The organism is Pseudomonas sp. HY13-MNA-CIBAN-0226 (genome assembly GCF_040310305.1).
Lineage (GTDB): Bacteria > Pseudomonadota > Gammaproteobacteria > Pseudomonadales > Pseudomonadaceae > Aquipseudomonas > Aquipseudomonas gregormendelii.
The window spans coordinates 270,038-291,169 of record NZ_JBEOPS010000003.1; the positions used below are offsets into that span (position 1 = coordinate 270,038).

Here is a 21,132-nt window from a genome sequence, read left to right on the forward strand (position 1 = left end):
CGGGTCACGGCGCGGGATTGGGAATTCGCTGGTGGATCGCCTGGACCTGCGCCCGCACCTCATCACTGAGCGTGACGTCCAGCGCGCCGAGGTTGTCGCGCAATTGCGCCAGGCTGGTTTGCCCGGTCAAGGCACTGGCCACGAACGGCTTGTCGATGACATAGGCCAGCGCCAGTTGCGCAGCGCTCAGGTTGTGCTGTCTGGCGATCTGCACATAACCGGCGATGGCTTCCTGCGCCGAGGCACTGTCATAACGGTTGAAGGTGCGATACACCGAAGACAGCCGTGAACCTTCGGGACGTGCGCCCCCCAGGTACTTGCCGGTGAGCGCCCCAAACGCCAGGGGCGAATACGCCAGCAGGCCGACGCCCTCGCGATGACTGAACTCCGACAGGCCGCCCTCATACAGCCGATTGAGCAGGCTGTAGGGGTTCTGCACGCTGACAATGCGCGGCAGCCCCAGGCGCTCGCTGTGCTTGAGAAATTCGGCCACGCCCCAGGGCGTTTCGTTGGACACGCCAATGTGCCGCACCTTGCCAGCCTTGACCTGCTCGGCCAGCACCGTGAGGGTTTCCTCGATGGCGACGCTCTCGGCATCGTCCTGGTAAGGGTATTCACGCTGGCCGAAAAAGTTGGTCTTGCGATCGGGCCAGTGCAGCTGATACAGGTCCAGGTAGTCGGTGTGCAGGCGCTTGAGACTGCCGTCCAGGGCCTCGACGATGTTGCGCCGATCATGCCGGCTGAGGCCATCGCGAATATGGTTCTGCCCTGCCGGATCCCGTGCAGGACCGGCGATTTTACTCGCCAGCACCACGTCGCTGCGCCGGCCACTGTTGGCCAGCCAGCTGCCGATGTAGCGCTCGGTGGTGCGCCAGGTGTCGGCCTGGGTCGGTGTCGGGTACATCTCGGCGGTGTCGATGAAATTGATGCCTTCGGCCAGGGCCAGCTCGATCTGCTGGTGGGCATCGCTTTCGCTGTTCTGGTGGCCCCAGGTCATGGTGCCCAGGCCCAGCACGCTGACGTGCAGATCACTGTTGCCTAATTGACGGTAACGCATGGTTCATCCTTTTGTTTAAACAGAGAAACGCCCAGGCTCAGGCCCGCAGCGCGTATTGATTGCCTGGAAACGGCAAGCCAAGGTGCTCGCGCAAGGTGCTGCCGGTGTATTCGTGACGGAACAGGCCGCGCTTTTGCAGCAGCGGCACCACCTCGTCGACGAAGATCTCGACGCCGGAGGGGAACATGTCCGGCATGATGTTGAAGCCGTCTGCGGCGTGCGCCAGGTACCAGTGCGACAAGGTCTCGGCGACCTGCTCGGGGGTGCCCACCAGCAACCGATGGCCCACCAGGATGCGCCGCGACAATTGGCGAATGCTCAGGTTTTCCCGCCGCGCCAGGTTCAACTGTGCCTCCAGAAACCCCTGGGAGCCGCGCTCGAAATCCGCCACCGCGCCAATGCGCTCCCACGGCAGCGGCGCGTCCGGATCCAGTTCGCTGGCGGCAATGCCGACCCGCGCCGCTACCTGTTCCAGCAAGCCGTGTTCGCCGTGCCAGGCATTGAGCTCATCAAATCGCGCATGGGCCTCGGCCTCGGTACTGCCGATCACCGTCGACAGGCCCGGCATGATCTTCAGGTGCTGCGGGTTGCGTCCCCAGCCGAGGGCGCGTTCTTTCATTTCCTGATAGAAAAACTGCCCGTCTTCGAGGGTGGTCTGGGTGGTGAAAATCGCATCGGCGTAACGCGAGCCCAGGGCCTTGCCACCCTCGGACGAACCGGCCTGCACCAGCACCGGCCGGCCTTGGGGCGAGCGCGGCACGTTCAAAGGGCCCTTGACGCTGAAGTGCTTGCCCACAAAATCGATGGTGTGGACTTTTGCCGGGTCGGCAAATCGCCCGGAGCGCGCATCGCCGATGATTGCGTCGTCTTCCCAGCTGTCCCACAGCTTCACCGTGACGTCGATGAATTCGTCGGCGCGGGCGTAGCGATCCACGTGCAAGGGCGCGCCGGCGAGACCGAAGTTCTGCGCGGCGGCGTCACCGGCATTGGTCACCACATTCCACGCCGCGCGCCCACCGCTGATGTGGTCCAGCGAAGCGAAGCGCCGGGCGATGTTGAACGGGTCGTTGTAGGTGCTGGACGCCGTGGCGATCACCCCGATGCGCTGGGTGGCGAGTGCCACGGCGGTCAGCAACACCGTCGGCTCCAGGCGCCCGGCGGGCTGGCTGGCGACATCGCCACCCAGCGCCGGGCCGTCGGCCAGGAAAATCGCATCCAGGCACCCGCGCTCGGAGATCCGCGCGATGTTGCGGTAGTACTCCACGTCCAGATACGCCGTGGCGGGCACTTCAGCCGCACGCCAGGCGCCCGAGTGCGCGCCGAAGCCGAGGATGTTCATGCCCAGGCTCATCTGTCCTTCACGGGTATTGCTCGATACTTTGCTCATACGGCACTCGCTTCGTCACGGGCGCCGCCGGCCTGCTGCCCGGCATCGGCTGCCTGCAGCTGGCGCCAGGCGGCGTTGGGGCTGATGTGGTTGAGGTAGTAGTTACCCAGCGCACGCTCGCGCAGGATCGCCGGGTTATGCGAGGCCAGCGTGCGGGCATTGCGCCAATGCCGATCAAGACGTCGCGACTCGCTGGTGGCGGAGGCCCCGCCCACTTCAAACAGCAAAGTGGTGGCTTCCAGCACTTGTTCGAGCACGATCTGCTGCGCCTGATAAGCGCGAATTTCCGCCTCGGTGTAATGCTGCTCGGTGGCATACCCGCCCTGCTCGGCGTCATGCACCTCCTGCAGCACCTGCGCCACCGCCAGCACCTGGGTACGGGCGGCATAGGCCAGGCTGGACAAACGTCCGATCACCCGCTGCACCAGCGGATCGTCCTTGGGGCTGGACTGCCCCGGGATGCCAAAGGCGCGGGTGCGGCCCTGGACGAACCCGGTGGCGTCACGCAGCACCGCATTGGCGATGCCGGCCAGCGTGGCGAGGTGGAACAGCTGATAGAAAGCGGTCAGGTACGATTCGGCGCGTAATTCGTCTTTCTTGAAACGACGGACGATGTGCGCGGCAGGCACCTTCACCCCGTGGAAGCGCGTGGTGCCACTGCCCGTCAGGCGCTGGCCGAAACCGTCCCAGTCGTCCTCGACCGTCACTCCCGGCGCATCGGTGGGCACCGCCACGCTGACAAAATCATCGCCGTCCAGGGCCACTGCCGCAATCCAGTTCGCGTACAGCGTGCCGGTGCAATAGTACTTCTCGCCATCGAGCAGCCAGCCCGCCTGGTCGTTGCCCGGCTCCACGGCGCTCAGGGTCACCGAGTTGCGCGTGGTGTCGCTGCGCTCGGCCATGGCCGCGCCCCACAGTTGCCCATTGACCACCTTGGCGAACCAGTAGTCCTGGGAATCGCGATCTCGGCTGGACAACCGGCCCTCCACGAACCCGAAATGCGCCCGCACGATTTGCGGCAGGTTCGAGTCGGCTTCACCCAGGTCAATCAACAGGCCAAACAACTGCGGCAGGCTGGCCCCCACGCCGCCCTGCGCTACCGGCACGCGCAATGCGCCAAACCCGGCCGCGCGCAGCCAGCCTACCGCCTCATGGGCCAGTTCGCGCTGCTGTTCGCGCACAACGGCGGTCTCGGCAATGCGCGCAAACACGTCGGCAAAACGCTGGCGCAACAGGGCGTCGGTTACTTCAGGAGAAATCGGGGCATTCATGGTTTTTCCTTTTTCGTAGGCACTCACGCTTGATCGGCCCGAGGGTCGATCCAGCGGTTAATCAAATCCACGGCGAGGTTGACCAGCACATACACCGCAGCGGCGAGCAGGGTCACCCCCAGCACCATGGGCACGTCCTTGTTGCTGGTGGCGTCGAGCATCAGGCGGCCGATACCCTGGCGGGCAAACAGCAACTCGATCACCACGGCACCGCCCAGAAGGCTGGCAAACACAAAACCGGCCAGCGTCACCAGGGGCACCAGCGCATGCCGCAAAGCATGGCGCAGGCGCACGGCCGTCTCGGACAGCCCACGGGCGCGGGCCATCGCAATAAAGGGTTGTTCGAGGGTGTCTTCCAGGGACTGGCGCAACAGCTGCGTCAGCACCGCCGCCACCGGCAAGGCCAGGGCCACCGATGGCAAGACCAGCGAGCGCCAGCCCACCGAACCGGACGGCGGCAACCAGTGCCAGTGAAACGAGAACACCAGCAACAGCACGATGCCGATCACAAACGAGGGCGCAGACGACATCACCAGTTCGCTGCCCGACGCAAACGAGCGAACCCAGGGCGCACGGTTGGCGGTGAGGATCGCGCACACCAGCGCCAGCACCACTGCCAGTACCGCAGCGCTGACTGACAGTTGCAGGGTTGCGCCGACCTGCTCGCCAATCGCCTGGGCCACCGGGATGCGCAGGCGATAGGACTCACCCAGGTCGCCGTGAGCCAGGCGCTGCAGGTAATGGCCGTACTGCACGATCAGCGGCTGATCCAGCCCGTACTCGGCCCGCACCCGTGCCAGCAACTCCGGGGTGGGCAAGGCATCCGGACCACCCAGAATCGCCAACGCCGTGTCGCCGCCACTGAAGTTCACCGCCAGAAACGTCAGCGTCGCCGCGCCCCACAGCACGCCGATACCGGCGAGCAGGCGCAAGGCAACACGCTTGAACAGGTTCATGGTTGCCCCCGGTCCAGCCAGATGCTGGTGAAAAACGGAACGTTGTGGGACGTGTCGAAAATCACGCCCTTGACCTGCTGCCCGTACGCGGTCAGTACCTGGCTTTCCACCGAAGGCACCGCCGGCACCGTCTCCACCAGGCGTTGTTGCGCCTGGCGATACAGCGTCTGCAGCTCCACCGGATCCCGGGAGCGGCGCGCCGCGCTGAGCAGCCGATCCAGCTCGGCATCACGGAAACGTCCGGCGTTCTGGCCGATCAATTTGGCGGTGCTGATGGACTGGCTGTGATACAGCACGAACAAACCGTCGGGCGTGTTGGTGTGCCAGTAACCGGAGGCGATGGCCTGGAATTTCCCGGCATAACGCTTCTCCGTGACGCGGGTCAGCGGCAGCATCTCAATCGGCATGGCGAAGCCGACTTTTTTCAGGTCCGCCTGGATCGCCACCGACACACTGGCCGGAAAGGCCGGGTTGTCGTAGGTCAGCAAAGTGGCCTGCAGGCGCTGCCCGTTTTTGCTGCGATAGCCCTGGGCATCGCGCCCGGTCCAGCCCGCTTCGTCCAGCAGTGCATTGGCAGCGGCGACGTCATAGGCCAGGGCGCTGTTCTCGGGTTGATAGAAGCGGGTATTCGCAGCCAGCAGGTCGGCCTTGCTCAGGAACTCGCCAAACCCGGAGATCCACGCCAAGCCTTCGCGATCGATCGCCTTGGCCACCGCGCGCCGAACCCGTACGTCATCAAAGGGCGCCTGCTCGACGTTGAAGGTCATGCTGCGGCTCGGATTGCCCTTGCGAATCCGGCTGCGCATCACCAGCCCGGGATTGGCCCGAATCGCCGCCGCATTCTGCGCGGGCGCATCCAGGGCGAAATCCGATTGGCCAGACTCCAGCGAAGTGAAGCGGATCATCGCTTCGGGCACATAACTGAGTTCGATGCGATCCAGATACGCCGCACCCACATGCCGCGTGACCGCCGGCGCCCAGTGATAACCGGAACGTTTAACAAAAACCGCGCCCTGATCCCGGGTATAGCTTTGCAGCAGGAACGGGCCGCTGCCGACCGGTTGCGTGGCAATGGTCTTCGGCGCTTCGCGAATCTGCCTGGGCGAAATCATCCCCAGCCAGGACTGGGCCAGCACGTCGAGGAAAGGCGTATAGGGTTCACGCAGACGGGCCTCGAAGGTGTATTCATCGACCACCTTGCCGTCCAGATACGGCGCAATGTAAGCCGCCGCCAATGGCGACTTGGTCGCCGGATCGCGCATGTGTTCCAGGTTGGTTTGCAGCGCCGCGGCGTTGAATTTCTCGCCATCGCTGAAGGTCACGTCGTCGCGCAGGTGAAAGGTGTAGGTCTTGCCGTCCGGGGAAATCTCCCAGGACCGCGCCAGCCACGGGCTGATATTGCCCTCTTCATCCTGATACACCAGGCAATCAAACAAAATGCGCCCCAGCCACTGGATGTTGCCGTTAGACAAGGCATGGATATCAAAACTGCCGGCATCGGACGCGGCGGACACCTTCAGGGTGCCACCGTTGCGCCCTGGAGCAGGCTCATGAAAGTCCGCCGCCGAATAGGTCACCACGCCATTGCTCATGTTCCCGTCAGCACGCTGCGCGCCAGGCTGGGGGGGCGATGGGGGTGAGCAGGCAGTCAGCACACTATATAGAGCGAAAGTGCCGAAAAGTTTGAAGGCCGTTCTCAATGACGCATCCTTGGAGTGGTGACCTGGTAATGTAATCTTTGAGTGGGTGTATGCACTGAGCATGCCAGTGATTAGGGGATGGTGATCGGATTTAAGTTGGTAACCAGAGATGCCCGTTAATACTGGGCCGCCGCTAATAACGAATGAACAGTATTTAGCATTTACAGACTTATAAGCCCACAAAATTATTATATCGATATGCATTTATCTGCAGATTGACTTGTCGTTAAACTTGCAGTTTGTGCAACTGCTGTTGCGCTGCAAACACTTTACATAACACTCGCCAACCATGAGCGCCTGGCAACACCCTCCCCAAAACCAAGGTGCCAGCTTGCCGGCGATGGATTCCGAAGGCGCCGCGATCATCCACAAGCCCGCATTATCGTTGACGTCCATCGCCGGCAAGCCGGCTCCCACAGGGGTTGTGTGTATTCAATAAATGGGCATTACCGTTCACGTCCATCGTCGGAACGCCGCCAGCAGCGCCAGCCTGAAGATGCACACGAACAACCAAGCGCAGCGCGCCGGCTTGACGCCCTGGTCGGCCCGAAGGCCGTCACGGCGAGCTGTAGATTGCAGGCGCCCCGTTAACCACGCTGGCCGAACGCAGGCATTGCGCAGCGGGGAAACCGGCAAGGATGCCGGTTTAGCCGCGCTGGGCCAGGGATGGCCCATCGCGGCGACCCGCGGAGCAATGCCGGAGTGAGGGCACACCGAGCCTAGGCGAGGTGCCGAGTGGTGGGGCAAGAGCGTTTGGTTACTTTGCGCTGTTCAAAGTGACCCGCCGTAAGGGCGGAACCCTAAGTAGCCGTTACCGCAGCAATGGATATGTACACAAAAGCAAGATCAAAAGATCGCAGCCTCGTTTCACTCGACAGCTCCTACAGGAGAAACGGTATGGCCCGCTGTCACGGCAAAAACGGATATGTACACTCAAGTGTTGCCCCACAAACACCAATCCAAATAAAAGAACCCCCAACAGCAAACTTCACAATCAAACACCCACCCAAAGAGCGAAAAGAAGCACTGGCACACTTACTGCTTAGACCCAACCCAAGCATGACTATACGAATAGAAAGCCCAGACAACTCTATCTATTCATTGGGGATTAACTTTGATGCAATCAGTATTCCGGGGAGAGCTACACACGTTAGCGCACGCCATCCGCCAGGCCACCTGGTTAACAACAGTAGGACTAAGCTCCGCCCTGTTGCTCTCAGGCGCCGCCCAGGCAAATGAACAAACCACCACTGGCTCAACCGAACCACAACTGCAAACCGTCACCGTAAAAGGCCAGCAAGCCACCCCCGCCGAAACCGCAAAAACCCAGCTCGACCAAGTACCCGGCGGCACCAGCATCGTCGACAGCGAACAAGTGTCCAAAGGCCGCACCGCCACCCTGCAAGACACCCTCGCCTACCAACCCGGCGTATTCGTGCAATCCACCGGCGGCAACGACGCCGCCAAAATTTCCATCCGCGGCTCGGGCGCCAACACCTCGCCCGGCTACTTCCGCGAAGGCATCAAATTCCTCTTCAACGGCCTGCCCATTACCGGCCCCGGCGGCACACCCTACGAATTCCTCAACGGCTCCGGGGTCAACTACACCGAAATCCTGCGCGGCGCCAACGCCTTCCAGTACGGCGCCTTGAGCCTGGGCGGCGCGATCAACTTCGTCAACCAGACCGGCTACACCGCCCCCGGCCTGCGTCTGCGGGCAGAGGCCGGCAGCTATGGCTACAACAAACAAAGCGCCAGCTTCGGCGGAGTCGAGGGCGACTTCGATTACTACATCAACGCCGACAACTATCGCAGCGACGGCTTTCGCGACTACAGCCTGTCAAAAAGCCAGGGCGTGGTCGCCAACTTCGGCTACACATTCAGCCCCAAGCTCGAAACCCAGCTGATGCTGCGCTACCGCGACGAGTACCACAACGACCCGAGCGCCACTACCCTGGACCAGGTCAAGCACCACAGCGACCGCGCCAGCGCCACCGCTGCCTCCAGCGGCGCCGGCAGCCGTCGCCCGGGCAGCGTCTGGGCCGGCAGCAAGACCACCTACACCTTCGACGACGACGCCACCTTGTCCGTGGGCCTGGCCTACTACGAGTACGCCCACAACAACAGCCCCAACAGCCCGGGCAACCCAAGCTTCTGGACCTGGCACGACCTCAGCGCCGTGATCAACTACGACCGCACTGATCAATGGTTCGGCCACGAAAGCCGCTCCAGCATCGCCTTCACCTCCACCGAACACCTCAAGGGCGAAGTCGACTCCGCCTTCGCCAACAAGCAGACGCGCAAGCGGGTGGACTACGGCTCGTCCTTCGACCACGTGTTCTCGCTGGGTAACGACCTGGAACTGGTCGACGACCTGTGGCTCACCACCGGCGTGTCCGCCATCAACGTGCGTCGCCACGCCAACGTCAAGGAGTCGCTGGTGGCCAACACCACCGCCTTCCCCACCGACGTGACCTACGACAACTGGAGCCTGGCGCCGCGGATCGGTGTGCGCTACCAGTTCAATCCAGACCTGCAGGTGTTCGCCAACGTCAGCCGCTCGGTCGACCCTCCGGCGTCCTGGGAATATTCGGGCTCCGGCCCCACCGCGCCTTATGTGCGGCCGCTGGTGGAACAGAAAGCCAACACCGTGGAGGTCGGCATCAAGGGTTCCGCGGGGATTTTCGACGGCAGCCTGGCGCTGTATCGCTCGTGGGTGAAGGACGAGTTGCTCAACGTCCAGTTGATCGGCGCCACCCCTACCGCTGCCGCCGTCACCGGCGCGTTTAACGCCACGCCGACGATTCACCAGGGCGTTGAAGCCGGTTTAAACACTCGCCTGTGGGACAACGACAGCGGCGAGCAGGTCTCCCTGCGTCAGGTGTACACCTACAACGACTTCTACTATCGCGATGACCCAACCTTCGGCGACAACCAACTGCCGGGCATTCCCAAACACGTGTACCAGGGCGAAGTGCAGTACGAACATCCGAGCGGCTTCTACACCGGGGTCAACGTGCAGTCGGCCTCGCGCACGGCGGTGGATTACGCCAACAGTTTTTATGCGCCCTCCTACACCATTTTCGGCGCGAACGTGGGCTACGAAACGCCGAACAAGGACTGGAAAGTCTCGCTGGACCTGAAAAACCTGGCGAACAAAAAATACGTCACGGCGGTGCAGCCGCTCTACGACGCCAAGGGGCAGGACACCGCATCCCTGTACCCGGGTGACGGGATCGGCGCCTATGTGGCGGTGGAAATGCGCTACTGATGTCGGGACCGGGGCTTGGATCCAACTCGCCCCACTCTGCCTGGTTCGCTGCTAACCTCAGGTCAGGGACGAACTGGACAGAGGAAGACGTATGGGCCATACACCCAAGCACGGCTGGACCTGGGCCTACCAAAAACTTCGCGGGCTGCACTGCTCGCGCTTCACTGCGCTGTATCGGGCGACCCTGTACGCCGTACGCGGCGATACGGGGACGCTCACCAGCGACGATAACTGGCAGAAGATTCGTCTGCGCCGTTAAACACCACCGATAAACACGCTGAGCCGCCGCGCGCACCCGCGCAGGCGGCGCCAGCTGCCACGAAAAATCGCACCCTACCGTTCGTCCACTGGCCAGCACCTATGGCCGGGGCATCCTTCCAATGCTGTGTTAACCACTCGCAAGGAAGATTCAACATGATGAACAGAAAAATTGCGGTGCTCACGCTTGCAGGCGTCATGTCTGCCTTCTCGCTCAACGCTTTCGCGGCCGGCGAATCCACCAGTGGCACGCCGTCGGCGGATGGCACCAGCCAGACCCGCGACCCGGCGCCTAAAGCCACCAACGCCGATCCGGATGCTGCCTCGCTGCCTCAAGGCTCGGACGGCAACACCACCGACAACGGCCCAACGCCCAGCGGTTCCAAGGCGGGCGGTGCGGACAAGGCCGGTGGCGGCAGCAGCAGCGGTGGCAGCGGCGGTAGCTGATCGCAGCTCAGTTTGCTGCAAACACTATCAGTCACTGCAAAAACAACTGTGGGAGCCAGCAGTCACTGCAAAAACAACTGTGGGAGCCAGCAGACACTGCAAAAACAACTGTGGGAGCCAGCCTGCTGGCGATGAACTCAACAACGACGCGTACATCCAGAATGCACGCGTCATCGTTGAAGTCCATCGCCAGCAGGCTGGCTCCCACAGGTATTACTCAAGCATTTAACAAATCAACAAATCATCAAATCAACAAATCAACAAATCAACAACACTTCGGCCCGGCCTTGCTCCCGTACCGCGCCTCCTGCCGCTCCCTGAAAAACATCTCATAATCCATCATCGGCTGGTCCGGGTGCCGGGTCTGCATGTGCTCGACGTAGTTGTCATAGTCAGGCATCCCCACCATCAACCGCGCCGCCTGCCCCAGGTACTTGCCCAGCCGATTCAAGTCATTAAACATGCCGCCCTCCTCAGGCCTCTGGCAGCGCCTGGTACGGTGCTTCCTTATCGGTGCGTTCCTTGCTACCCCAGGCGGCAATACCGACCTTCAGGGCAAAGAACAGGATGCTGAACACCACCAGCAGGAACAGCGCCGTCAGCGTTGCATTGGTGTAGGCGTTGTAGATCACGTGCTGCATCTGGTTGATGTCCTTGGCCGGCGCCAGAATCTGCCCGTTGGCCAGCGCATCGCTGTACTTCTTCGCCAGCGCGAGGAAACCGATCGCCGGGTTGGCATCGAACAGCTTGATGAAACCGGCAGTCGTGGTGCAGATCAACAACCACACCGCAGGCAGCATGGTCACCCACACATAACGCTGACGTTTCATCTTGATCAGCACCACCGTCGCCAGCATCAGCGCGATACCCGCCAGCATCTGGTTGGAGATACCAAACAGCGGCCACAAGGTGTTAATGCCACCCAGCGGATCAATCACTCCCTGATAAAGCAGATACCCCCACATCGCCACACAGCCAGCGGTGGCAATCAGGTTGGCGGCCCACGACTCGGTGCGCTTCAGCGACGGCACAAACGAGCCGAGCAAGTCCTGCAGCATGAAGCGCCCGGCACGGGTACCGGCGTCCACCGCCGTCAGGATAAACAACGCTTCAAACAGAATCGCGAAGTGGTACCAGAACGCCATGGTGTTTTCACCCGGCAGCAACTGGTGCAGGATTTGCGCGATACCCACCGCGAGGGTCGGCGCACCACCGGCACGGGCCAGGATGGTGGTCTCGCCGATATCCCGGGCCACCGCTTCCAGCGCGTCCGGCGTGATCGCAAAGCCCCAGCTGCTGACCGTCTGCGCAACCGTCACCGCATCGGAACCGACGATCGCCGCCGGGCTGTTCATGGCGAAGTACACACCCGGTTCGATCACCGAAGCGGCGACCATGGCCATGATCGCCACGAAGGATTCCATCAGCATGCCGCCGTAACCGATGTAACGGGCATGCCCCTCGCTGGCCAGCAACTTCGGCGTAGTGCCGGAAGCGATCAGCGCATGGAAACCCGACACCGCACCGCAGGCGATGGTGATAAACAGGAACGGAAACAGACCGCCTTTCCACACCGGGCCAGTGCCGTCGATGAACTGGGTCAGGGCTGGCATTTTAAGGTCTGGCATGGTCACCAGGATGCCGATCGCCAGGGCCAAGATGGTGCCGATTTTCAGGAAGGTCGACAGGTAGTCGCGGGGTGCGAGGATCAGCCACACCGGCAGCACCGCAGCGACAAACCCGTAACCAATCAGCATCCAGGTGATCTGGATCCCGGTGAAGGTAAACGCCTTGGCCCACACCGGATCAGCAGCAATCTGGCCACCCAGCCAGATCGAGCCCAGCAGCAGCAACACGCCCACCACCGAGATCTCGCCAATGCGGCCCGGGCGGATATAGCGCATGTAGATGCCCATGAACATCGCGATCGGCACGGTCGCCATCACGGTGAACATGCCCCACGGACTCTCGGCCAGGGCTTTGACCACGATCAGCGCCAGCACCGCGAGGATGATGATCATGATCAGGAAGCAGCCGAACAAGGCGATGGTGCCAGGGATGCGGCCCATTTCCTCACGGACCATATCGCCCAGGGAGCGACCGTTGCGGCGGGTGGACAGGAACAGCACCATGAAGTCCTGCACCGCACCGGCCAGCACCACACCGGCGATCAGCCACAGGGTACCGGGCAGATAACCCATCTGCGCCGCCAGTACCGGACCCACCAAAGGCCCCGCGCCGGCGATGGCCGCGAAGTGGTGACCGAACAGCACGTGTTTATTGGTGGGAACGTAGTCCAGACCATCGTTGTTGAGCACGGCAGGCGTGGCTCGGTTGGGGTCAAGCTGCATCACCTTTTTGGCGATGAACAGGCTGTAGTAGCGATAAGCGACGAGGTAGATGGCGACTGCTGCGACTACGATCCACAGGGCGTTGATGGCTTCGCCGCGGCGCAGGGCCACGACACTCAGCGCGAACGCTCCCAGGACAGCCACGGCAAACCAGGCAAGGTGTTTAGCCAGACGGGGCATATGCGTCTCCTGCCGACAGCGCATGGCTGCGGCGGTAATTTTTATAATTGTGTCCGCTGTGCGGAGCGGGCCCAATATCCGCGCATGCCGTCCACAAATAAATCCGCAGAACTACGTACAACCGGACTACGTAGTTCTACGTAGACGCCCCATCGTTTAGATGCCCAAGCCCACCCCTGTGGGAGCGAGCCTGCTCGCGATAGGGTGTGTCATTCAACAATGATGCTGGCTGATCCACCGCTATCGCGAGCAGGCTCGCTCTCACAAGGGGTTTGGCATTTCAATTGATCGAAATCCCCGCTACAGGTCATTCCGTCCAGCAGCGCTACAGAACCCGCGTATCTTTGGCATATGATGCCGGGCCCTCGCTTTCCCCTCGGCCCGGACAGGAGCCCAGATGCAGCTCAAACACAAAATCGTCGCGCTCGGGATCCTGCCGCTGGTCCTGGCCATCGCCGTCATCTGCGCCCTGGTGATCTCCCTCAACCGCCAACTCGGCGACCAGCAGGCCCAGCTCATCGAAGACAGCATCCTGGCCAGCAAGCGCGCCGAACTGAAAAACTACGTCGAAATGGCGCAAAGCCTCATCGCCCCCCTCTACGACGACGGCCACGGCGACGCCCAGGCCCAGCAAAAAGTCCTGGAAGAACTGCGCAAACTCAGCTTCGGCATCAACGGCTACTTCTTCGTCTACGACCGCGAAGGCCGCAGCCTGATGCACGCGCGCCAGTCCGAACTGGTGGGCAAATACCTCTGGGACATGCAAGACCCCCACGGCCTGCCGGTCATCCAGGCCCTGCTGAAAAGCGCCCAATCCGGCGAAGGCTTCCAGCGCTACGCCTGGAACAAACCCTCCTCCGGCCAGGTCACCGACAAACTCGCCTACGTGATCATGCTCGACCGCTGGGGCTGGATTCTCGGCACCGGCATCTATCTCGAAGACGTCGAACGCGCCACCCAGCAAGCCCGTGACGAAGTTGCCCAAGGCATCCGCAAAACCATGCTCGCCATCGCCGCCGTGGCCCTGGTCGCGGTACTGCTGGTCTTCGCCAGCGGCATGACCCTCAACGTCAGCGAACACCGCCTCGCCGACAAAAAACTCCAGCGCCTGACCCAACGCATCGTCAGCCTGCAGGAAGAAGAACGCTCCCGGGTCTCCCGTGAACTGCACGACGGCATCAGCCAGGTGCTGGTGTCGATCAAGTTCCAGTTCGAACTGGCCAGCCTGGTGCTGGAAAACGGCCAGGACCGCGGCCTGGGCATCCTGCGCGAAGCCACCGAACGCCTGGGCGAAGCCATCGGCGAAGTGCGCAGCCTGTCCCATGACCTGCGCTCATCCCTGCTCGACACCCTCGGCCTGCCCGCCGCAATCGGCCAGCTCGCCGCCGAATTCGAACAACGCAGCGGCCTGAAAGTGAACTACAACGACAACGAATTCGCCTGCGACCTCGTCGACGGCGCCGCCGTCTCGCTGTTTCGCATCGTCCAGGAAGGCCTGACCAATATCGAACGCCACGCCCAGGCCAGCAACGTCGACATCACCCTGCACGGCTGCCCACAGGGCGTGCGCCTGACCCTGGTCGACGACGGCATCGGCTTCAACGTCGCCCAGGTCGAACGTCGCCACACCGGCATCGGCCTGCGTAATATCCGCGAGCGAGTCGACCACTTCGGCGGCCAGTTCACCCTGACATCGACACCGGGCCGCAGCGAACTCGACGTACTGCTGCCCCTCAAACCCACCGGCGCTCCCCGCTGATCACCACCACAACAAGAGTGAATAGCCGCGATGAACCTGCCCTCTCCGATCCGCGTCGCCCTGGTCGACGACCACTCCCTGGTCCGCGACGGCATCAAGGCCCTGCTGTCCGTCATGGCCGACCTGGAAGTCGTCGGTGAAGCCGAAAACGGCGCAGACGCCATCGACATGATCGGACGCTGCCAACCCGACCTGGTACTGGTCGACATCGGCCTCAAGGACATGAACGGCCTGGAACTCACCCGGCTGCTGCGCAACCGCTACCCGGCGCTCAAAGTGCTGGTGCTGAGCATGTACGACAATCACGAATACGTCAGCGAATCCGTGCGCGCCGGCGCCAGCGGCTACGTCCTGAAAAACTCACCCTCCCGGGAAATCATCGCCGCCATCGACGCCATCACCAACGGCGGCTCCTTCTACAGCGCCGAAATCGCCCAGCGCCTGATCGCCGACAAAAACACCGACAACGAACTGACGCCCCGGGAAAGCCAGGTGCTGTACAAAATGGCCCAAGGGCTGAACAACAAGGAAATGGCAAGGGAACTGGATATCAGCGTGCGGACTGTTGAGACGCATCGATTGAGCATTCGTCGCAAGTTGAATATCGATAAGCCGGCGGCGTTGGTGAAGTACGCGATTGATCATGGGATTATTTCGCGGTAGGCGTTCCGACGGACGAGGGCATCGCCCACCGTTCGTGGTGCAACGCAAAACGTGTCTGTAGAGCGAACATCCGCCGCCTCAAGTACCGAGCTGTACAACAGCACCTCTTTACGCGGCAGTGGGCAGCGAGCCCCGCGCTATTCCATCTCCGAGATGGCGCCGTCGAAGCCAACCGAAGTATTTGTCAATAAATTTGCCCCTGCTACAGAATTGAGCGGCGCGATCCAGCGCACCGGCGAAGCATTCCAGTACCTGCCCCTAGCCGTGCCGAGTGGGGACATTCCCGGACGCTACCTGTTCACCGAAGAAGGTTTGCAGCAGTACGCCGCACTGGAGCATGCCTTTGCCGAGTTTAAAATCGAATTGACCGGCGGCGAATCGCCGACACTGCGGCGACTCAAGGAACAGATGGGAGAGCAGAAGAAAAGCGATTTGAAGCCTGACTGATATCAGTGCAAGCACCGGCGGCCTCGGATTCTGAAACGAGGCTGCGATCTTTTGACTGTGTTTTTTACGACAAGATCAACAGATCGCAGCCTCGTTTCACTCGACAGCTCCTACGCGGCTCCTCCGCTGCTAACAAAGCTTGCTCGCGATAACGCACGTCCAGCCACGATATCCATCATCTGCCCCCTTCCTGCAATCCCCGCTAATCCCCTCTTTCAAACCATCCGACCAGAAACTCGCTCCAGGGACTTGTGCTTCCAGTATTATGGTATACCATCAGACGCACAGACACTCTCACCCTATTACGGAGCAGCTCATGAGTTTCGAAATCCGCAAGATCGTCAGCTACGTCGAAGAAACTTTCATCGAAGGCGGCAAGGCCACCGACAAACCCGTGACCATGGTCGGCCTGGCCGTCGTCATGAAGAATCCCTGGGTGGGCAATGGCTTCGTCGAGGACCTGAAACCGCAGATCCGAGAGAACTGCTCCGACCTCGGCGCGCTGATGGTCGAGCGCCTGGTGGGCATCATCGGCGGTGCCGACAAGATCGAAGCATACGGCAAGGCCGCTGTAGTCGGCGCCGATGGCGAGATCGAGCACGCCTCCGCCGTCATCCACACCCTGCGCTTCGGCAATCACTACCGCGAAGCCGTGAAAGCCAAGAGCTACCTGAGCTTCACCAACAAGCGCGGTGGCCCGGGCACTTCGATCCAGATTCCGATGATGCACAAGGATGACGAAGGCCTGCGTTCGCACTACATCACCCTGGAAATGCAGATCGAAGATGCACCGCGCGCCGATGAAATCGTCGTGGTCCTGGGCTGCGCCGACGGCGGCCGCCTGCACCCGCGCATTGGTAACCGCTACATCGATCTTGAAGAACTGGCCGCTGAAAACGCCCAGTAATCGCACAGGGCAACTACAACAAAAAGGCATGCAGGAGCGCTCCATGATTCGGCTCACCGCTGAACGCACCCCGGCTGGCACCAGTTACCTGGCGACCGGCCAAGGCCAGCCCGTGGTTTTGATCCACGGCGTGGGCCTGAATAAAGAAATGTGGGGCGGCCAGGTCGTTGGCCTCGCCACCCAATACCGCGTGATTGCCTACGACATGCTCGGCCACGGCGCCAGCCCGCGCCCGGCAAGCGGCACGCCGCTGCTCGGATATGCCGATCAGTTGCTGGAGTTGCTCGACCACCTGCAATTGCCCAAGGCGACGGTGATCGGCTTCTCCATGGGCGGACTGGTAGCGCGGGCGTTTGCCCTGCACTACCCGGAGCGCCTGGAGGGCATGGTGGTGCTCAACAGCGTGTTCAACCGCAGCCCCGAGCAGCGCGCCGGCGTCATTGCCCGCACCGCGCAAGCGGCCGAGCACGGCCCGGATGCCAACGCCGAAGCTGCCCTGTCGCGCTGGTTCAGCCGCGAGTACCAGGCGGCCAACCCGGCGCAGATCGCGGCCTTGCGCCAGACCCTGGCGAACAATGATCCCCAGGGCTACCTGACCACCTATGAACTGTTCGCCACCCAGGACATGTACCGCGCCGACGACCTGGGCAGCATCCAGGTGCCGACGCTGATCGCCACCGGTGAGCTGGACCCCGGTTCCACCCCGGAAATGGCCGAGCAACTGGCGCGGCGAATTCCCGGCGCGACCGTTGCCGTGCTCGCCGAACAACGGCATATGATGCCCGTAGAATCGCCGCGCCTGGTCAACCAGCTGTTGCTGGAGTTTCTCGACACGGCGCACTCCCGACAAAATCAAATAAAGGGGATCGTTGCATGACACTCGCACGCTTCCAGATGTGCATCGGCGGTGAATGGGTCGATGCCCTGTCCGGCAAGACCTTCGAAAGCCTCAACCCGGCGCTGGCCCAGGCCTGGGCCGAATTGCCCGATGCCGACGAAGCCGATGTCGAACGCGCCGTCCAAGCTGCACAGACCGCCTTCGACAGCCCGGCCTGGCGTGGCCTGACCGCCACCGCCCGGGGCAAGTTGCTGCGCCGCCTGGGTGACCTGATCGCCGAGAACAAGGAACAACTGGCGCAGCTGGAGAGCCGCGACAACGGCAAGCTGATCCGCGAAACCCGCGGCCAGGTCAGCTACCTGCCGGAGTTCTTCCACTACACCGCAGGCCTGGCCGACAAGCTCGAAGGCGGCACCCTGCCGCTGGACAAGCCCGACCTGTTTGCCTACACCGTGCACGAAGCCATGGGTGTGGTGGCGGCGATCATTCCGTGGAACAGCCCGCTGTACCTGACCGCCATCAAGCTGGCCCCGGCCCTGGCCGCCGGCAACACGATCGTGATCAAACCGTCGGAACACGCCTCGGCGACCATCCTCGAACTGGCGCGCCTGGCCCTCGAAGCCGGCATTCCACCGGGCGTGGTCAACGTCGTCACCGGCTATGGCCCAAGCACCGGCGCAGCGCTGACCCGCCATCCGCTGGTGCGCAAGATCGCCTTCACCGGCGGCGCGGCCACGGCCCGTCACGTGGTGCGCAGCAGTGCCGAGAACTTCGCCAAACTGTCCCTGGAACTGGGTGGCAAGTCGCCGAACATCATTTTCGCCGACGCCGACCTCGACAGCGCGATCAATGGCGCGATTGCCGGGATCTACGCCGCCTCCGGGCAGAGCTGCGTGTCGGGCTCGCGCCTGCTGGTGCAGGACGACATCTACGACGAGTTCGTCGAGCGCCTGATCGAGCGCGCCAAGCGCATTCGCATCGGCAACCCCCAGGAAGACAGCAGCGAGATGGGCCCGATGGCCACCGCGCAGCAACTGGCGGTGGTCGAAGGCCTGGTGGCTGACGCCATTGCCGAAGGTGCCCGCCTGCGCCTGGGCGGCAAGCGCCCGCAGAACCTGGGCGACGGCTGGTTCTACGAGCCGACACTGTTCGAATGCGACGCCAACTCGATGAAGATCATGCAGGAAGAAGTCTTCGGCCCGGTGGCTTCGGTCATTCGCTTCAAGGACGAAGCCGAGGCGTTGGCGATAGCCAACGACTCGCAGTTCGGCCTCGCCGCCGGCATCTGGACCCGCGACCTGGGTCGTGCCCATCGTCTCGCCCGGGATGTGCGTTCAGGGATCATCTGGGTTAACACCTACCGCGCAGTGTCGGCTATGGCGCCGATCGGCGGCTTCAAGAACAGCGGCTATGGACGCGAGAGCGGCATCGATTCGGTGCTGGCCTACACCGAGCTGAAAACGGTGTGGATCAACCTCTCCCAGGCTCCGATGCCTGATCCTTTCGTGATGCGCTAAGAGACCACTGACATGATCGAACCCGGCATTTACAAAGACGTCATGAGCTCATTCCCGTCCGGCGTCACGGTGGTCACCACCCTGGACCCGGATGGCGGCATCGTCGGCATCACCGCCAGCGCCTTCAGTGCGCTGTCGATCGACCCGGCCCTGGTGCTGTTCTGCCCCAACTATGCCTCGGACACCTACCCGATCCTGCGTGACAGCAAGCAGTTCGCGATTCACTTGCTGTCCGCCGACCAGACGGCCGAAGCCTATGCCTTTGCCAGCAAGGGCAAGGAAAAGGCCAAGGGTATCGAGTGGCACTTGAGCGAGCTGGGCAACCCCTTGCTGGGCAATGCGACGGCCATCATCGAGTGCGAGTTGTGGCGCGAGTACGACGGCGGTGATCACGCGATCATCGTCGGCGCGGTGAAGAACCTGATCCTGCCCGAGCAGCCGGTCACGCCGATGATCTACCACAAAGGCAAGCTGGGCCCGCTGCCCACCCTGGCCTGACATTTTTCCCGCACTCAGATCCACCTGTGGGAACGAGCCTGCTCGCTCCCACAGGGCGAAGACTGTTCTCGCTCCTACAGTTGATTTACTCATTTTTTCAGGAGTCGGCATGAGCCCAGCATCCTCCCCCCTGTTCCGCCAACAGGCCTACATCGACGGCCAGTGGCTCGATGCGTCAGATGGCGCCGTTCAGGAGATCTTCAATCCGGCGAACGGCGAATTGATCGGCCAGGTGCCCAACCTCGGCGCCGCCCAGGCTCGCCAGGCGATTGAAGCCGCCCACAAGGCCTGGCCGGCCTGGCGTGCACTGACCGCCAAAGAGCGCAGCAATATTCTCAAGCGCTGGCACGGGCTGATGATCGAAAACGCCGACGCCCTGGCCCACATCCTCACCCTCGAACAGGGCAAACCCCTGGCCGAAGCCAAGGGCGAAATCCTCTACGCCGCCAGTTTCATCGAATGGTTCGCCGAGGAAGCCAAGCGCATCTACGGCGACACTATTCCAAGCCATAAAGGCGACGCACGCATCGTCGTCAGCAAGGAACCGATCGGCGTTGTCGCGGCCATTACCCCGTGGAACTTCCCGGCCGCGATGATCACCCGAAAAGCCGGCCCGGCGCTGGCGGCGGGTTGCCCGTGCATCGTCAAGCCCGCCCCGGAAACCCCATTCTCGGCCCTGGCCATGGCCGCGCTGGCTGAACAGGCGGGCATTCCACCGGGCATCTTCAATGTGATCACTGGCGACGCTGTCGCCATCGGCGCCGAACTCACCGCCAGCCCGCTGGTGCGCAAACTGTCGTTCACCGGCTCCACCGGGATTGGCAAACTGCTGATGGCGCAATGCGCGCCGACCCTGAAAAAAGTCTCGCTGGAACTGGGCGGCAATGCACCGTTCATCGTCTTCGACGATGCCGACCTGGAGCGTGCGGTGGAAGGCGCATTGATCGCCAAGTTCCGCAACGCCGGGCAGACGTGCGTGTGCGTCAACCGCTTCCTGGTGCAGGCCGGCATCCACGAGGCCTTCGTCGCCCGGCTGGCCGAGCGCGTGGCGCAGTTGAAGGTCGGCAGCGGTTTCGACAGCGGCATCACCCAGGGCCCGCTGATCAACGAACGCGCCGTGGCCAAGGTAGAAGACCATGTGCAGGACGCCCTAGCCCACGGTGCACAGTTGCTCTGCGGCGGCGAACGGCATGCCCTCGGCCACGGCTTTTTCCAGCCCACCGTGCTGGCCGGCATCACGGGTACGATGAAAGTTGCCCGGGAAGAAACCTTCGGCCCGCTGGCGGCGGTATTCCGTTTCGATACCGAAGCCGAGGCGATCCACCTCGCCAACGACACCGAGTTCGGCCTGGCCGCCTACTGCTACACCCGCGACCTGGGCCGCGCCTGGCGCATGAGCGAGGCGCTGGAGTACGGCATGGTCGGGATCAATGAAGGACTGATCTCCACCGAGGTTGCACCGTTTGGCGGTATCAAGTCGTCGGGGCTGGGCCGCGAGGGCTCCAAATACGGCATCGAAGATTACCTGGAACTCAAATACACCCTGATGGGCGGCCTTTGAATCAATACCTGTAGTAGCTGTCGAGTGAAACGAGGCTGCGATCTTTTGCCCTTGCTGTTCAAAA

General features: G+C 62.4%; 18 protein-coding genes. 11 read left to right on the forward strand and 7 right to left on the reverse strand.

Annotated features, from left to right (window positions below):
* Positions 1-4: 4 nt before the first annotated feature.
* The 5 genes from AAEZ05_RS05050 to AAEZ05_RS05070 are packed head-to-tail and all read right to left on the reverse strand — an operon-like array spanning position 5 to position 6,263.
* Entirely contained in the window at positions 5-1,057 is a 1,053-nt protein-coding gene (locus AAEZ05_RS05050; protein WP_350646736.1) for an NADP(H)-dependent aldo-keto reductase, read from the reverse strand.
* 37 nt (positions 1,058-1,094) lie between these two features.
* A complete protein-coding gene (locus AAEZ05_RS05055) occupies positions 1,095-2,444 on the reverse strand; it encodes an LLM class flavin-dependent oxidoreductase (RefSeq protein WP_350646737.1) in 1,350 nt (449 codons plus the stop codon).
* Positions 2,441-3,715, reverse strand: coding sequence for an acyl-CoA dehydrogenase family protein (locus tag AAEZ05_RS05060; RefSeq protein WP_045057837.1), 1,275 nt, complete (start codon positions 3,713-3,715; stop codon positions 2,441-2,443). Before AAEZ05_RS05060 ends, AAEZ05_RS05055 begins: the two co-directional genes overlap by 4 nt.
* Before the next feature lie 23 nt (positions 3,716-3,738).
* Positions 3,739-4,671 carry an ABC transporter permease gene (locus tag AAEZ05_RS05065; RefSeq protein WP_045057836.1) on the reverse strand — a complete coding sequence of 311 codons (933 nt, stop codon included), beginning with the start codon at positions 4,669-4,671 and terminating at the stop codon, positions 3,739-3,741.
* Positions 4,668-6,263 carry an ABC transporter substrate-binding protein gene (locus AAEZ05_RS05070; protein WP_350646738.1) on the reverse strand — a complete coding sequence of 532 codons (1,596 nt, stop codon included), beginning with the start codon at positions 6,261-6,263 and terminating at the stop codon, positions 4,668-4,670. Before AAEZ05_RS05070 ends, AAEZ05_RS05065 begins: the two co-directional genes overlap by 4 nt.
* Positions 6,264-7,488: 1,225 nt before the next feature.
* On the opposite strand from AAEZ05_RS05070, the gene AAEZ05_RS05075 reads away from it, so the two are divergent.
* From AAEZ05_RS05075 to AAEZ05_RS05085, 3 genes are all read left to right on the forward strand, one after another.
* On the forward strand, positions 7,489-9,642 hold the full coding sequence (locus tag AAEZ05_RS05075) for a TonB-dependent receptor family protein (RefSeq protein WP_350646739.1): 2,154 nt from the start codon (positions 7,489-7,491) through the stop codon (positions 9,640-9,642).
* 91 nt (positions 9,643-9,733) lie between these two features.
* Positions 9,734-9,901: a hypothetical protein gene (locus AAEZ05_RS05080; protein ID WP_177328537.1), complete on the forward strand. Its 168-nt coding sequence runs from the start codon at positions 9,734-9,736 to the stop codon at positions 9,899-9,901.
* 155 nt (positions 9,902-10,056) lie between these two features.
* Entirely contained in the window at positions 10,057-10,347 is a 291-nt protein-coding gene (locus AAEZ05_RS05085; protein WP_205893780.1) for a hypothetical protein, read from the forward strand.
* Positions 10,348-10,612: 265 nt separating this feature from the next.
* Here AAEZ05_RS05085 and AAEZ05_RS05090 read toward each other — a convergent pair whose 3' ends face one another.
* Complete coding sequence (locus tag AAEZ05_RS05090) at positions 10,613-10,810, reverse strand: YbdD/YjiX family protein (protein WP_045058841.1); 198 nt, start codon at positions 10,808-10,810, stop codon at positions 10,613-10,615.
* A gap of 10 nt (positions 10,811-10,820) precedes the next feature.
* Positions 10,821-12,878: a carbon starvation CstA family protein gene (locus AAEZ05_RS05095; protein ID WP_045058840.1), complete on the reverse strand. Its 2,058-nt coding sequence runs from the start codon at positions 12,876-12,878 to the stop codon at positions 10,821-10,823.
* 397 nt (positions 12,879-13,275) lie between these two features.
* Here AAEZ05_RS05095 and AAEZ05_RS05100 point away from each other — a divergent pair, with 397 nt between their 5' ends.
* From AAEZ05_RS05100 to AAEZ05_RS05135, 8 genes are all read left to right on the forward strand, one after another.
* Positions 13,276-14,637 (forward strand): cache domain-containing protein, encoded by a 1,362-nt coding sequence (locus AAEZ05_RS05100; protein WP_350646740.1) that lies wholly within the window; start codon positions 13,276-13,278, stop codon positions 14,635-14,637.
* A gap of 30 nt (positions 14,638-14,667) precedes the next feature.
* Complete coding sequence (locus AAEZ05_RS05105) at positions 14,668-15,300, forward strand: response regulator (RefSeq protein ID WP_350646741.1); 633 nt, start codon at positions 14,668-14,670, stop codon at positions 15,298-15,300.
* Positions 15,301-15,351: 51 nt separating this feature from the next.
* Positions 15,352-15,747 (forward strand): hypothetical protein, encoded by a 396-nt coding sequence (locus AAEZ05_RS05110; RefSeq protein WP_152644333.1) that lies wholly within the window; start codon positions 15,352-15,354, stop codon positions 15,745-15,747.
* Between the two features lie 316 nt (positions 15,748-16,063).
* Positions 16,064-16,654, forward strand: a complete 591-nt coding sequence (locus AAEZ05_RS05115; protein ID WP_045062786.1) for an amino acid synthesis family protein — start codon at positions 16,064-16,066, stop codon at positions 16,652-16,654.
* Between the two features lie 43 nt (positions 16,655-16,697).
* Positions 16,698-17,531, forward strand: coding sequence for an alpha/beta fold hydrolase (locus tag AAEZ05_RS05120; RefSeq protein ID WP_045062787.1), 834 nt, complete (start codon positions 16,698-16,700; stop codon positions 17,529-17,531).
* A complete protein-coding gene (locus AAEZ05_RS05125) occupies positions 17,528-19,009 on the forward strand; it encodes an aldehyde dehydrogenase (protein WP_045062788.1) in 1,482 nt (493 codons plus the stop codon). The genes AAEZ05_RS05120 and AAEZ05_RS05125 overlap by 4 nt, the downstream gene beginning before the upstream one ends.
* Positions 19,010-19,021: 12 nt before the next feature.
* Positions 19,022-19,507, forward strand: coding sequence for a flavin reductase family protein (locus AAEZ05_RS05130; protein ID WP_350646742.1), 486 nt, complete (start codon positions 19,022-19,024; stop codon positions 19,505-19,507).
* Positions 19,508-19,616: 109 nt separating this feature from the next.
* The gene (locus tag AAEZ05_RS05135; protein ID WP_350646743.1) at positions 19,617-21,068 is read left to right on the forward strand and encodes an NAD-dependent succinate-semialdehyde dehydrogenase; all 1,452 of its coding nucleotides are present in this window, start codon (positions 19,617-19,619) and stop codon (positions 21,066-21,068) included.
* The last annotated feature ends 64 nt before the right edge of the window (positions 21,069-21,132 follow it).

Bases quoted from the DNA above. Each gene is read 5' to 3' on its own strand.
- AAEZ05_RS05055 (WP_350646737.1), bottom strand. From the start codon at position 2,444: ATGAGCAAAGTATCGAGCAATACCCGTGAAGGACAGATGAGCCTGGGC.
- AAEZ05_RS05050 (WP_350646736.1), bottom strand. From the start codon at position 1,057: ATGCGTTACCGTCAATTAGGCAACAGTGATCTGCACGTCAGCGTGCTG.
- AAEZ05_RS05135 (WP_350646743.1), top strand. From the start codon at position 19,617: ATGAGCCCAGCATCCTCCCCCCTGTTCCGCCAACAGGCCTACATCGAC.
- AAEZ05_RS05090 (WP_045058841.1), bottom strand. From the start codon at position 10,810: ATGTTTAATGACTTGAATCGGCTGGGCAAGTACCTGGGGCAGGCGGCG.
- AAEZ05_RS05125 (WP_045062788.1), top strand. From the start codon at position 17,528: ATGACACTCGCACGCTTCCAGATGTGCATCGGCGGTGAATGGGTCGAT.
- AAEZ05_RS05120 (WP_045062787.1), top strand. From the start codon at position 16,698: ATGATTCGGCTCACCGCTGAACGCACCCCGGCTGGCACCAGTTACCTG.
- AAEZ05_RS05100 (WP_350646740.1), top strand. From the start codon at position 13,276: ATGCAGCTCAAACACAAAATCGTCGCGCTCGGGATCCTGCCGCTGGTC.
- AAEZ05_RS05070 (WP_350646738.1), bottom strand. From the start codon at position 6,263: ATGAGCAATGGCGTGGTGACCTATTCGGCGGCGGACTTTCATGAGCCT.
- AAEZ05_RS05060 (WP_045057837.1), bottom strand. From the start codon at position 3,715: ATGAATGCCCCGATTTCTCCTGAAGTAACCGACGCCCTGTTGCGCCAG.
- AAEZ05_RS05080 (WP_177328537.1), top strand. From the start codon at position 9,734: ATGGGCCATACACCCAAGCACGGCTGGACCTGGGCCTACCAAAAACTT.
- AAEZ05_RS05095 (WP_045058840.1), bottom strand. From the start codon at position 12,878: ATGCCCCGTCTGGCTAAACACCTTGCCTGGTTTGCCGTGGCTGTCCTG.
- AAEZ05_RS05065 (WP_045057836.1), bottom strand. From the start codon at position 4,671: ATGAACCTGTTCAAGCGTGTTGCCTTGCGCCTGCTCGCCGGTATCGGC.
- AAEZ05_RS05130 (WP_350646742.1), top strand. From the start codon at position 19,022: ATGATCGAACCCGGCATTTACAAAGACGTCATGAGCTCATTCCCGTCC.
- AAEZ05_RS05105 (WP_350646741.1), top strand. From the start codon at position 14,668: ATGAACCTGCCCTCTCCGATCCGCGTCGCCCTGGTCGACGACCACTCC.
- AAEZ05_RS05085 (WP_205893780.1), top strand. From the start codon at position 10,057: ATGATGAACAGAAAAATTGCGGTGCTCACGCTTGCAGGCGTCATGTCT.
- AAEZ05_RS05115 (WP_045062786.1), top strand. From the start codon at position 16,064: ATGAGTTTCGAAATCCGCAAGATCGTCAGCTACGTCGAAGAAACTTTC.
- AAEZ05_RS05075 (WP_350646739.1), top strand. From the start codon at position 7,489: ATGCAATCAGTATTCCGGGGAGAGCTACACACGTTAGCGCACGCCATC.